This window comes from Candidatus Tumulicola sp. (assembly GCA_036490475.1).
GTDB lineage: Bacteria > Vulcanimicrobiota > Vulcanimicrobiia > Vulcanimicrobiales > Vulcanimicrobiaceae > Tumulicola.
Genome location: DASXDT010000006.1, coordinates 161,819 through 174,294 on the forward strand (window position 1 = coordinate 161,819; position 12,476 = coordinate 174,294).

Here is a 12,476-nt window from a genome sequence, read left to right on the forward strand (position 1 = left end):
CGTCGGCTCCTCGCTTACGACCGGGCCAGGATCCCGCCGCGACCGCCTTCACGGATCTGCTGCTGGATCAAGTTGACCGCGTATAAGAGACCGTCCGGTGTCGGCGGACAGCCCGGCACGTACACGTCGACCGGCACGATGGTATCGATGCCCTGAACGACCGCGTAATTATCGAAGATGCCGCCGGAGCTAGCACACGCGCCCATCGAGATCACCCACTTCGGGTCGGCCATCTGGTCGTACAAACGCTTTACGACGGGCGCCATTTTCCAGGCGACACGGCCGGACACAATCATCAAGTCGGCCTGGCGCGGCGAACTGCGAAAGACCTCAGAACCCAGCCGCGCGATGTCGTACTCGGCCGAAGTGACGGTCATCATCTCAATGGCACAACATGCGAGCCCCATGGTCAAGGGCCACACCGACGAGCTCTGCGCCCAGCGTGCAACTTCATCGACACGCGCGAGCAGAAACTGGCCGGGACTCACCGCCATACGAAGCCGCCCTTCTTCCATACGTAGGCGTAGCCGATTGCCAACACCACGATGAACACGGCCATCTCGAGCAACCCGAAGACACGCAGCTGGTGCATCAGGACGGCCCACGGATAAAACGACGCAGCCTCGACATCGAAGATGACGAACAGCATCGCAACCAAATAAAACCGCACCGGAAAGCGCCCCGCGACGGCCGAGGTGGGCTCGACGCCACATTCGTACGCTTCCGATTTTTGCGGATTCGGCTTACGACGGCCCAGCAGTCCCGGCAGTATGGTAAACATCAGCGCCGCTGCAAGCGCGACGCAGAGGAAGATCGCGACCGGGACGTACGGATTCATGGCGGTGGGACGTTTTCACAACCTCCGCACGATGACCTGGCGAGTTGTCGAACCGTGGCGTTTGCGCTAAGCCGTCCGTTGCCGTACAATTCGCGCATGCGTTATTTCGTTTTGGGAGCGTTGCTGCTATTCTCGCTCGGTGACGGCTGCTCGTCGTCCCCGGGAGTTGTCGGCGTGCAAGATTACGGCCAGGTAACCGGCCGAGTGCTCGATGCGATGACGAACCGTCCGATTTCGGCCGCGCTGGTTTCGGTCGGCTCGTTGTACACTGCGTCGGCCGACGCGCGCGGCGCGTTCACGTTAACGAAGGTGCCGGCAGGCGATCAGACGGTTACGGCTCGGGCCCCGGGCTACACCCCGGCGACGGCGGACATTACGATCGAGAAAGATAAGGGCGCCTCGATCGGTTACATCCGGCTCGTTCCGCTGATCCATCCGGCCGGGTTGCCGACCCTAGCGCCGCCTGCCACGCCGACGCCGAAGACCTCCCCGAGTACGGCACCGACCGAGGCTCCGGCACCTGGCGTCGCACCTACGCCGGGCGGCGAACCCAATCCGGCGGCCGCACCGCCGTCGTCCGCAACGCCGTCGCCTTCGCCCTCGGGCTCAACGAGCAGCTAGTTTAGTCGCAGGGCGGCGAGATCGAGGTCGTACTCGATCGACCGAAAGATCTCGTCCGGAATCTCGCCACTCTCGCGAAGTCGTGTGATAGCCGTCCGCTCGCCTTCGAGTGCCAAGCATTGCAGGCGGTGATCGATTTGCGACTCGACTGCAGCCTCGTCGTCCTCGCGCTGCGCCTTACCCCGCAAGACGTCGATGCGATGACGATACTCTTCGATGAGCCGGCCGCCGACTTCCATCTCCGGGCCACCGGTATGATCGCGCATGTGCGTGCGTAACTGGGCCATTCCCGCTTCGAGCGCAACGATGCGCAGGCGGTTTTCGCGGCCGTGACCGCGGCTGGACTCGGTCATCCCCAAGCGCTCGATCAGCGGGCCGAGCGTGAGCCCTTGCAGCACGAGCGTGACGAACACAACGCAGACGGTAAAGAAAATCACCACGCTGCGCTCGGGGAAAAGCTGATCCCCGAACGTGTACGGCAAGGCCAAAGCGGCGGCCAGCGACACGATGCCGCGCATTCCCGACCATCCGATCAGGGTGACCGCCTGCCATGGCGGCGACGGATCTCTCGCGCGAACGCGCGCGCTGAACAAGCGCGGCAGATACGTCGCGGGAAACACCCATACCAGCCTGATGGCGATTACTAAAAACGCCACGAGCGCGCCGTACAGCGCATAGTCGCGCACGTGCGGCTCTAATTCCAGCAGAATTGCCGGCAGTTGCAGGCCGATGAGCAGAAACGCGAACGCGTTCAGCACGTACGTTAGCACGCGCCACACGCCGGAGTTGAGCAAGCGCGATTCGGAATCGATGAAATGCCGAGACCGCCAACTCAATACGACGCCGGCCGTCACCGCAGCCAAGACGCCCGAGAAGTGAAACTCTTCTGCCGGTAGATAGGCCGCGTAGGGTGCCAGTAGCGAGACGATGCTGGCGGTCGTCGGATCGTCGAAGCCGCGTTTGCGCATGTAGCGCAAAATCGCTTCGAGTATGAGCGCGCTGGCCAACCCGACGACCACACCGCCGATCGCGACCACCAAGAACGAGATGCCGGCGCGCACCAGCGAAAACGTGCCGAGCACTGTCGCAGCCACCGCAAAGCGGTACAGAACCAGCGCGGTCGCGTCGTTGACCAGGCACTCGCCTAAGATGATGGCCGAAATCCGGCGCGGGATCGAGAGACGCTCGAAGATTGCTTCGGCTGCGACCGCATCGGGCGGCGACACGATCGCCCCAAGAGTAAAGGCGATCGGCCAACCAAAACCCGGAACGACCGCATGCACGACCACGGCGACGACGACCGTCGTAAAGATGACGAGGCCGAAGGCCAGCAACGAGATCGGCCGCCAGTTGCGCCGCAACTCCAATGAATCCGTCGACCACGCTGCGGAATACAATAGCGGCGGTAGTACCACCAGCAGGATGATCTCGGGGTCGAGATGCGGATGCGGTAAATTGCGCGCGAACGCCAAACCGACGCCTCCGATCACGAACGAGATCGGATACGGAATGTTGAGCCGCCTCGCGAGGATGCTCAACACGACGACGATGCTGAGAAACGTTACGAGCAGCAGCGCGTCGGTCATGCCCGCGGCTTCCCTACAACGGCTTTATGTCCCGCCGCGTCGAAGCGTACGTACGCGTGGCGTACGAGATTATCGCGTTGCTGCTGGGCGGCATCATCATTCTTACGACGCTCAACGACGTCTTTCAAACGGCGATCGTACCGCGCGCCGTCGGCCGTCGTTTGCGCATGAGTTATTACGTGTGGCGCGGGGCCTGGAACGTGTGGCCGTCGCTCGCATGGAACGTCGCCGGAGGCGATGCCGAGCGGCGTGAAGATTTGCTCGCGCTATTCGCGCCGGCCATGTTGATGCTGCTGCCGATCATGTGGGGGCTGTTCCTGATCGTTGGGTTCGGAACGATTTTTTGGAGTTTGCGATACGGGTTGTCGCCGCGCGGAGGGAACTTCGGCGACACCGCCTATTTTGCCGGTACGTCGCTAACCACGCTCGGATTCGGCGACATCGTCGGACGCTCGGGCATTGCGCGATTTGTTTCGATCGTCGCGGCGTCGACCGGCCTCGGCCTGTTTTCGATCATCACCGCATACTTGTTTTCACTCTTCGGCTCGTTTCAGGCGCGCGAAACATTCGTCGTGATGCTGGGTGCTCGCACCGGCGTACCACCGAGCGGCGTCGACCTGCTAACCATCGCCGGCCACGGCGGTACGAGAAGCAATCTCCCGACGCTCATGATCGAGGCACAGCGCTGGATCGCGCAAGTCATGGAAAGCCATCTGGCCTATCCGGTGCTGGCATATTTCCGATCGAGCCACGACTACCAGTCCTGGATCGGAACCCTTGGAACGCTGCTGGATTCTGCAACGCTCGTAATGACCACGATCGAAGCGGTCGACGACGGTCAGGCGCGGGTACTCTACGACCTCGGCCGCCATGCCACACACGATCTCGCCGGGCACTTAGGTGTCGAGTGGAAAGGTACCGCCCCCGGCCTGGAGCAGGCCGAGTTCGAGCGCGCCTGCACGCACCTGCGCGACGCGGGTTACCGGATTGACGACGCGGAGGCGGCGTGGAGTCGATTCTCTTCGCTGCGCGGCGCGTACGCACCGCAACTCGACGCCCTCGCCCGCTTCTTCGCGATCCCACCGCTGCAGTGGATCGGCGACCGCAGTCCGCTATCGCGGCCGCACTAGCCGGCCGAACGCGTTCTAGAAGCCGTGCACCCGATCGACGCGGTGCAGAAACGCACGCGCATCGTCGATCGGAACCGCAAACCCGATGCTGGGTTCATCGTCGAAACGCGAATCCGCCAGACCGACGATCTCACCGCTGTCGGCGATAAAAACCGGGCCGCCGCTGTCTCCCGGAATAACCGCCGCGGTTACCTCGATCGCATCCTTTCGAACCGACGAAAGCAATCCCGAACTTAACGAGGTCGCGAGCCCGAGATCTTCATCTTCGAATTCATCCGGCACGGGATATCCCAGCAGTCCGACCTGGCGTCCGACGTACGGGTGCAGATTGCCGGATGTACCCAGCTTGACGACCGGCAAATTCGGCTGGCGCGTACGCAGCAGTGCGACGTCTTTGTCGTCGTTGGTTGCAATGACGGTAGCCGGGATCCGCTTGCGATTGCCGCTCGTAACGTGCAAGTCCCACGCGCCTTGCACCGCGTGCGCAACCGTCAGTACGTCGCTGCCCCACGGTCCCGATGCGATGACGAATCCGGTGGCGAATGCTTCGTCGTATTTGTCTTTCTTATGCTCGGGCGGAATCTTCATCGTGAGCAGCACCACCGACGGTTCGATCGCACGCACGGACGCAACCAACGCGTCGTCCGAGTTGCGCGTACAGGCGCACAGCGCCAACGAAGCGAGCAGGGCGAGGGATCGCAGCGTCAACCGAGACGTTCGCGTATGACGTCGCGCAATCGATCGACGCCTTCTCCCGTACGGGCGCTGATGCACAACTCACCCGGCGGCGGCTGTGCGCTCTCACGATCGCATTTGTTGAACACGTGCAGTTGCGGTTTCCGGTTCAGTTCCAGTTCTTCCAGAAGCGCGTCGACCGCCGCTCGCTGGCGCGGCCAATCTGAGTTGCTCGCGTCGATCACGTGGACCAGCAAATCGGCATCCGTCAATTCTTCGAGCGTCGCGCGAAACGCGTTCACCAAATCCTTGGGAAGATCGGTGATGAAGCCAACGGTGTCGGCGACGCGTGCATACCGGCCATCGCCGAGATACGCGCGGCGCACCGTGGGATCGAGGGTCGCGAACGGTCGATCGGCTACCAATGCGTCGCTGCGTGTGAGCGCGTTGAGCAGCGAAGACTTGCCGGCGTTAGTATAGCCGACCAGCGAAATCAGCGACTCGCTGCGATGCGACGAACGCCGCAGATCGCGTTGGCGCCGAACGTCGGCTAACTGGCGTTCGAGCGTTGCAACGCGTTCGCCGATGCGCCGGCGATCGACTTCGAGTTTGGTTTCACCCGGCCCGCGAGTTCCGATGCCGCCACCCAACCGGGAAAGATCCGCACCGATACCGATCAGGTTCGATTGGCGATAGCGCAGTTGCGCCAGTTCGACCTGCAGCTTACCTTCGCGGCTTCGCGCGTGTTGCGAGAACACGTCGAGAATCAGCATCGTTCTGTCGACGATGGGCAATGCGATCTTCGCCTCGAGATTTTTACGCTGGCGCGGCCGCAAATCGTTGAAACTCAACAAAAGTCCGGCCCCTAACTCCTTAGCACGTTCGGCGATTTCCAGAACTTTGCCGCTGCCGATCATCGTCGCGGGGTCGACGGCATCGCGTTTTTGCACGATGCGTTCGATCACGGTCGCACCCGATGCGGCCGCCAACGCTTCGAACTCTTCCAGCTCGGGTTCTAACGGCCGGCGCACATCCTGCAGATCGACGGCGACCACGATCGCTCGCGTACTCATGATGCGATCGGTTTCAGGCGATCGATCAGCCAGCGAATGCCATCGTTGTATTGCGGACCCGGACGCATCAGAATATCGGGCGGCTGCACGGTGTAGACGCGTCGCGCGCGCACCGCTTGCAACCGGCTCCATGGAACCGTACCGAGCGCCGCATCCAGATGCACCATCGGATCGGCAACGATGATTGCGGGCTGCGCGCGCATCAGCGCTTCGGAACTATACTGCGCGTACGCCGCGGGTAAATCGGATGCCGCGTTGGTACCGCCGGCCAGCGCGATGAGCGTCGCGACGTACGACCGATTGCCGGCCGTCCAGATCGGCGCGTTGCCCAGCACGACGAACACCGACGGAGCGCGGCGAAACGCGTGCGTTTGGGCGTGCAGTTCGGCCGTCGTACGACGGAGGCCGGCCACCTTTTCATCCGCTTGCGCGCGCCGGCCGCACAGCGCGCCGATCGTGCGCAGGTTGCTAAAGATCGTCTCGTAGCCGTCGTCGTCCAAGAGCACGATGCGAACGCCGGCGTGCTGCAACGCCTGCGTTTGTCGCGCCTGCGAACGAATTCCGACCGCGACGTCGGGATGGAGGGCGACGATGCGCTCGGCATCGATCGACGACGCATCGGCCACGCGCGGCAACGCCCTCGCGCGCGGATCGTCGGTAAAGGCCGAAACGGCAACGAGATTGCCGCCGGCGCCGATCGTGTATAAATCGTCTGCGACGAACGGTGCCAACGCGACGATACGCGCGCGCGTCGTGCCGAGTGCCGGTGCCGACTGCATGCGGCCGGCGCAAGCGGACAAAACAACAACGACGAGTACGAAAAGCCAACGCGATCGCATCCGCCGCCCTTTCTGCCGCCAGGAAGGGCCGCCTGCCGCCCCAAACGTGGACGATAGGTTTGCGCGCGGGAAGCCGGTGAGATGCCGGCACGGTCGCGCCACTGTATGCGGGGAGCCGCTCGACGCCACTGTCCTTTGGATGGGAAGACGCGAGCAAACGACGACGATCCGCGAGTCAGGATACCGCTGCAAACCATGCACCGTCCTCCTCGCGTAAAGGAAGGGATCGTCCATGTTGCCGTTTTTTGCGGCCGCCGTTGCGGCCGTCACCTCGCCCGTCCCATCGGCTTCGCCATCGCCGATTCCGCAAATCGTGCGCGTCGTTACCAGCGACCGCTCTGCGGAAGCGATATCGAAGGCCACCCGTGTCACCTACGTCGTGACGAAACAGCAAATCAAAGAAAATGGGTACCGCACGATCGGTTCGGCGTTGACGAAACTGCCGGGCGTCGAAATCGAGAGTTACGGCGCCATCGGGTCCAACGTCTCGTTCGGTATTCGCGGCAATAACAGTGCGCAAGTGCTGGTGTTGGTCGACGGCATGCCGGCTCCCGGAGGTTTAGCAGGCAGCGTCAACCTCGGCACTTTCTCCACGGCGGGTATCGATCGAATCGAGGTGGTCGAAGGCGGTGGCTCGACGCTGTACGGCACCGGCGCCGTCGGCGGCATCATCAACATCATCACCGATCGCTCTACCCAAAGCAACGGAATCGCGCGGTACGGAAGCTTCGGCGACACCGAGTTCCAAGCCGGCGCCGAGGGCTTGATCATCGACCGCACGTATGCGAATAACGCGTTCGGGTTGCCGTCGTACACATCGTTTGGCACGGTCATGCCGACGACACGCAACAACTCGAACTACGGTGCGACGACCCTGCGCTATTCAGGCTCCAAGACGTTCGGTTCGATCACTGCCGAAATCAACTTGAGTACTGCCGACGAGGTTATCGGGTCGCCCGGATATTATCCATACGTGTCGACGACGTCGCTGCAAAATGAAGTCGATAATATCGCCGGGCTCACCCTGCACCATAACGGCGCGCAATCGACCACGACGTTGCAATTGGGCGGCACGCAGCAGCAACTCGCCTATAACTGCAACGAGACTCAAGAACCGTTCGAGTGCGGTCAACCTTCGCAGTCGCTCAGCTTCGAATCGCGCGTCACCGCCAATCTGCGGAACGCCGTCGACGCCGGAAATCAACACCTGGTGTACGGCATCGATCTGTCGCGTGGGACCGTGATGGCGAATAGCGGCGGCGCACCGGTGGTCGTGCCGTCGGGTGCTCCCCAGCCACCGGCGGTCACGACCGCCGGATTGGCACAGACCGCGGCGTACGTTCAAGATAACGTCGATTTCTCGCGCTCGTTACATGCTTATGCGGGTATTCGCGGCGAGCGCGATGGAGCTCAGGGCGGCGCGATCTCGCCTTCGGTCGGGATCGAAGCCGATGCGGGCAACGGTGTTGCTCTGAAGGTGAATTACGCGACGGCGTTTCGCGCGCCCAACGCCAGCGAACTATACTACCCCGGCTACGGAAACCCGAACCTACAGCCGGAACGTTCGCAGGTTGCCGACGCAACATTGCATTTTACCGGCGGCGCGGTCACGGCCTCGGCCGGATGGTTTAGCACCCGCAGCAACGATTTGATCGTCTCGACCCTGATCGAATGTCTGCCTCCCTCTTATCTCAATTGTATTTACCTGCCTGAAAACGTTGCGCATGCGCTGCAACAAGGCTTCACGTTGGAAGGCGCAACCCGGCCGCACGGCGGAATCAGCGCGTCATTTAATGCAACCGACTTGTATACTGCGGAGAACCTTACATCGAATACGCGATTGTCGAACGACCCGGTCATGACCGTCAATCTCGGGCTTAAATTCGTACCGGCTAGGTCGGGCATTTTCGGCGGCGCGGAGATTTGGGAGCGCGTTGTCGGACAACGCGGCTCGGTCGACTATGCGCAACCGCTCTTCTTTCAGCCGGCGGCGTATTCGAATTTGACGGCGTACGTCGACTTCCGTGTCGCACCGAAGATCAATCTGTACTTGCGCGGTTACAATCTCGGCAACGAGCGCTATGCCGACGTTGGATCTCCGTTCGGGGGATATCCGATGCCGGGACGCTCCTTTGCGCTCGAGTTGCAAACGAGGTGATGGTGCGTCTCGCCGTCTTACTGCTGCTCGCGCTATGCGCATCGGCAGCCGGTCTGCTGATCGGCGGTACGGCCCTTGGGGGCGGTGAGATTCTGCACGCACTGATGCACCCGTACGGTACCGGCGTCGTCGATCGCATCGTGTGGGATTTGCGCCTGCCACGAGTGTGTATTGCGGCCGTCGTCGGCGCCTGTTTAGCGTTGTGCGGTGCGTTGCTGCAAGGCATGCTGCGTAACCCGCTGGTAGATCCATATCTCACCGGCGTGAGCGCTGGTTCGGCCGCCGCGATCGCCGTTGCGCTAATGATCGGCGTCGCGCCGGCGGGGCTGCCGGCGATCGGTTTCGGTGCGGGACTCGGCGCCGCGATACTCGTAGCCGCGTTGGCGCGGCGCGGAAGCGGCATCGATTCGAATCGTTTGATCTTGGCCGGCGTTTCGCTATCGACGCTCTTCGCGGCAATCGTCACCCTGGCAATCGTACGCGCGCAATCCAGCGACTTCGCCGGAGCGGTGGTTGCATGGTTGGCCGGTTCGATGGCGGGGCGCGACTGGCACGATCTTTGGACGGTCCTACCTTATGCCGGCGCCGGCATCGTCTTGGCGACCTTCAGCGTGCCGGCACTCAACGCATTGCGCGTCGGCGATGTACGCGCGCGCAGTGCCGGTGTCGATATCGATCGCGCGCAATGGATCATCCTCGCGGCGTCGTCGCTGTTGGCGGCAAGCAGCGTCGTATTGGCAGGCATGGTCGGGTTTATCGGTCTCATCGTCCCGCATATCGCTCGTCGCCTGGTCGGGTCGGACGCGCGCGTCATGCTTCCCGCATGCGCGCTGCTCGGCGCCGCGTTGTGTACCGCTGCCGACGCGATCTGCCGCTGGATCGTCGCACCGGCAGAACTGCCGATCGGCGTATTGCTGGCATTCATCGGGGTTCCGGCGTTTCTGTATTTATATCTTCGCCAGGGCGCGCCACGATGATCGCATTGACGAATCTCGCGCTGACCGCCGGAAAGCGTACCGTACTCGCCGGAATCGACGCGACGTTCGAGCGTGGCGCGTTCACGGCGGTGCTTGGCGCGAACGGCGCCGGCAAAACGACGCTGCTGCGCGGTATCGCCGGGTTGCGCGCACCGGCGGAAGGCTCGATTCGCATCGATGGAGTCGACGTGCACGCTCTGCCGTCAACGCAACGCGCGTTGCGGGTTGCGATGATCGCCGCCGACGAGGTCGTGCTGGAAGGTCTAACGGTCCGCGAAGTCGTCGCCACCGGGCGTTTTCCGCACCATCGGTGGTGGGAGTGGAACGAACGGCCGCAGGATCGCGAGGCGGTGGCACGGGCACTCGACGACGTCGCGCTGGCCGACTTCGCGCGCCGGCCGATCGAGACGCTCTCCAGCGGCGAACGGCAGCGCGCTTGGATCGCGCTGGGCCTGGCGCAAGAGACACCCGTACTGTTGCTCGACGAGCCCACGAGCCACCTCGACGTACGCGCCGCGCACGTCGTGCTTCGGCTCTTACGAGGGCTGTGCGCCGCCGGCAAGACGATCGTTTGCGTTTTGCACGACGTCAACGAGGCGGCCGCGTTTGCCGATCGCGTCGCACTGATCGGCGACGGCGGAATCATCGCTGCAGGCGCGTGCGATACGGTGCTCGAGCGTACGAACTTGGAACGCGCTTACGGTATCGCTATGGAACGCGTCGCGATGCCGGACGGCAGCGTCCGGCTGTTCGTGCCCGACTGAACTTAGCGGTGCAGACGCAGGTCGGTGCTGAGCACCCAGCCGCGTATGTGCTGGTATTTGCCGGATGTGATGATGATGCCGATGGCGTCTTCGTAACCGTTCTGCAGCCGCAACTGCACGAAGTCGGGCACGCACGATTCGACCGTCGCACGCGTTCCTTGCGAAACGAGCCGTGCGTGCGGCAGCAGTTCGCGTGAGATGTCGAACGAAGCCGCGTTGTAGTCACGTAGCCGGAAGCGGGAATCCCACAACAGCACGTCGGGGTCATCTGCCTCGCTGTACAGCACGACGTGATTGCCCGCGTGGAGGTCGCACTGCGCGAACGCGGCCGTCGACATCACGGCGGCCATCGCGAGCGCCAATACGAACACCGCGACGTTACGCACCGGCGTCCTCTTTCACGATGACCACGAGCAGCGCCAAATCGTCCCGCAGCCGGTTGGCGCCGCGCTCCGCCACGCTGCTCGCGAGCGCGTCGGCCAAGTCTTGAGCCCGAGCTGGAGCCAGTCCGATCAGTGCCTGCGCTCCGTCGGTACCGAGCATGTCGCCTTTGCGGTCGCGGGCTTCGGTGAGACCGTCCGTCGCCAGCACGAGCGCGTCGCCCGGTCGAAGCTGCACGGCACGCGTTTCGAAATCCGATTGCATCACGCCCAAAATCGGCCCCGTAACCTCGAGCGTCCGAACGTCCCCTTTCGAGCGCAGGAACGCCGCGTCGTGACCGGCGCTTGCGTAGCGAAATTCGAACGTTTCGGTGTCGAGCATCCCCACCAGCATCGAAACAAAGAGGTCCCGATTGCGCACGGTTCGCTCGAACGTCTCGTTGAATTCGGCCAACAGCATACCGGGGTCGTCGTGCCGCAACGACATCCCCCGGACGGTGAATTTAATGAACGCCGTCAACACCGCGGCGTCGATGCCTTTGCCGCTAACGTCGGCAATCATCAACAACGCGCGCTGCGGCGTCGTTCGGAAAACGTCGAACACGTCGCCGCCGACCGCCACGCGGATCGACGCCGACCGGTAGGCCGTGCCGACGTCGCAGTGCGGCAACGGTACCGATTCGCTTCGAAACGCGCGCTGCAACGTCTGGGTGGTCGTGCGTTCTTCTTCGAGCTCGCGATCCAGACGGCCGCGATAGGCGTTGAAGAGAATCGCCAGCACTCCGAACAGCAATAACCAAAACGCACGCACGTACGCCGACCGATCCAGTTGCGCTTGCGTGCTGCCGGCGAATGCGGCGTTGGCTGCGGCCAAGTCACGACGCAGCACAGCGACGACTCGCGACTCGTAGTCGGTGAATAATTTATTTCGCATGTCCAGATCGGCGATCTGCGTTGCGTTCGGGCGGCGTAGCAGCGGGACGGCTACCTGTTGCCGCCAGTTATCCTGAATCAGCGCGTAGTCGGCCAGCACGCGATCGGCATCGTTGAGACGCTGGACTCGTAGCGTCCGCCGCACCGATGCGAGTTTGGTGTCGAAATCTTGGACGGCATCATCGTATTGCTCGGTGTAGAACGAGTCCCGCGACAACGAATATCCGCGCAGCGCATTTTCTTCGACGATCTGTAAACGGCGCAACTCTTCAAACGTGAGCTGTGCGAGCTGGATGCTCGCCTGACGATCGAACGTAGCGGCCATATTGGCGCGCGTCTGAAACGCGCCCACGACCGCGATGGCGACGGCCACGACCAGGAACGCCGTCAGTAGCGCGGTCGCCGAAACGCGACCAAGCGGCATTGGCGTTCTCACGCTATGCCGCGACCAAGCGGCATCGGCGTTCTCACGCTGCGCTCCGCGGACCGATCCAAGCGTCAC

13 protein-coding genes and 1 riboswitch are annotated in these 12,476 nt (G+C 62.9%); of the genes, 5 read left to right on the plus strand and 8 right to left on the minus strand.

The window, feature by feature from the left end; translation table 11 throughout:
* Positions 1-14 precede the first annotated feature (14 nt).
* Both VGF98_08390 and VGF98_08395 read right to left on the minus strand, forming a co-directional pair.
* On the minus strand, positions 15-494 hold the full coding sequence (locus VGF98_08390; GenBank protein HEY1681637.1) for an NADH-quinone oxidoreductase subunit B family protein: 480 nt from the start codon (positions 492-494) through the stop codon (positions 15-17).
* Positions 485-838 carry an NADH-quinone oxidoreductase subunit A gene (locus VGF98_08395; GenBank protein ID HEY1681638.1) on the minus strand — a complete coding sequence of 118 codons (354 nt, stop codon included), beginning with the start codon at positions 836-838 and terminating at the stop codon, positions 485-487. The genes VGF98_08390 and VGF98_08395 overlap by 10 nt, the downstream gene beginning before the upstream one ends.
* A 96-nt stretch (positions 839-934) precedes the next feature.
* Here VGF98_08395 and VGF98_08400 point away from each other — a divergent pair, with 96 nt between their 5' ends.
* A complete protein-coding gene (locus tag VGF98_08400) occupies positions 935-1,459 on the plus strand; it encodes a carboxypeptidase regulatory-like domain-containing protein (protein ID HEY1681639.1) in 525 nt (174 codons plus the stop codon).
* Here the strand turns inward: VGF98_08400 and VGF98_08405 are convergent.
* Positions 1,456-3,045 carry a Na+/H+ antiporter gene (locus VGF98_08405; GenBank protein ID HEY1681640.1) on the minus strand — a complete coding sequence of 530 codons (1,590 nt, stop codon included), beginning with the start codon at positions 3,043-3,045 and terminating at the stop codon, positions 1,456-1,458. The genes VGF98_08400 and VGF98_08405 overlap by 4 nt on opposite strands.
* Before the next feature lie 56 nt (positions 3,046-3,101).
* Between VGF98_08405 and VGF98_08410 the strand changes: the two genes are divergently transcribed.
* On the plus strand, positions 3,102-4,175 hold the full coding sequence (locus tag VGF98_08410) for a potassium channel family protein (protein HEY1681641.1): 1,074 nt from the start codon (positions 3,102-3,104) through the stop codon (positions 4,173-4,175).
* A gap of 15 nt (positions 4,176-4,190) precedes the next feature.
* Here the strand turns inward: VGF98_08410 and VGF98_08415 are convergent, their stop codons facing one another.
* From VGF98_08415 to VGF98_08425, 3 genes are read right to left on the minus strand one after another with little or no spacing between them, the layout of a single operon-like run.
* Positions 4,191-4,883 carry a serine protease gene (locus tag VGF98_08415; GenBank protein ID HEY1681642.1) on the minus strand — a complete coding sequence of 231 codons (693 nt, stop codon included), beginning with the start codon at positions 4,881-4,883 and terminating at the stop codon, positions 4,191-4,193.
* Positions 4,880-5,923 (minus strand): GTPase HflX, encoded by a 1,044-nt coding sequence (hflX, locus tag VGF98_08420; GenBank protein ID HEY1681643.1) that lies wholly within the window; start codon positions 5,921-5,923, stop codon positions 4,880-4,882. The genes VGF98_08415 and hflX overlap by 4 nt, the downstream gene beginning before the upstream one ends.
* Positions 5,920-6,762, minus strand: a complete 843-nt coding sequence (locus VGF98_08425) for an ABC transporter substrate-binding protein (GenBank protein HEY1681644.1) — start codon at positions 6,760-6,762, stop codon at positions 5,920-5,922. Before VGF98_08425 ends, hflX begins: the two co-directional genes overlap by 4 nt.
* 66 nt (positions 6,763-6,828) lie before the next feature.
* Positions 6,829-6,948: riboswitch (cobalamin riboswitch) on the plus strand.
* 46 nt (positions 6,949-6,994) lie between these two features.
* On the opposite strand from VGF98_08425, the gene VGF98_08430 reads away from it, so the two are divergent.
* From VGF98_08430 to VGF98_08440, 3 genes are read left to right on the plus strand one after another with little or no spacing between them, the layout of a single operon-like run.
* Positions 6,995-8,920: a TonB-dependent receptor gene (locus VGF98_08430; GenBank protein ID HEY1681645.1), complete on the plus strand. Its 1,926-nt coding sequence runs from the start codon at positions 6,995-6,997 to the stop codon at positions 8,918-8,920.
* The gene (locus tag VGF98_08435; protein HEY1681646.1) at positions 8,920-9,897 is read left to right on the plus strand and encodes an iron ABC transporter permease; all 978 of its coding nucleotides are present in this window, start codon (positions 8,920-8,922) and stop codon (positions 9,895-9,897) included. The genes VGF98_08430 and VGF98_08435 overlap by 1 nt, the downstream gene beginning before the upstream one ends.
* Positions 9,894-10,661 carry an ABC transporter ATP-binding protein gene (locus tag VGF98_08440; GenBank protein HEY1681647.1) on the plus strand — a complete coding sequence of 256 codons (768 nt, stop codon included), beginning with the start codon at positions 9,894-9,896 and terminating at the stop codon, positions 10,659-10,661. The genes VGF98_08435 and VGF98_08440 overlap by 4 nt, the downstream gene beginning before the upstream one ends.
* A 2-nt stretch (positions 10,662-10,663) precedes the next feature.
* Here VGF98_08440 and VGF98_08445 read toward each other — a convergent pair whose 3' ends face one another.
* Positions 10,664-11,047: a hypothetical protein gene (locus tag VGF98_08445; GenBank protein ID HEY1681648.1), complete on the minus strand. Its 384-nt coding sequence runs from the start codon at positions 11,045-11,047 to the stop codon at positions 10,664-10,666.
* Entirely contained in the window at positions 11,040-12,398 is a 1,359-nt protein-coding gene (locus VGF98_08450) for a PP2C family protein-serine/threonine phosphatase (protein HEY1681649.1), read from the minus strand. Before VGF98_08450 ends, VGF98_08445 begins: the two co-directional genes overlap by 8 nt.
* Between the last annotated feature and the right edge of the window lie 78 nt (positions 12,399-12,476).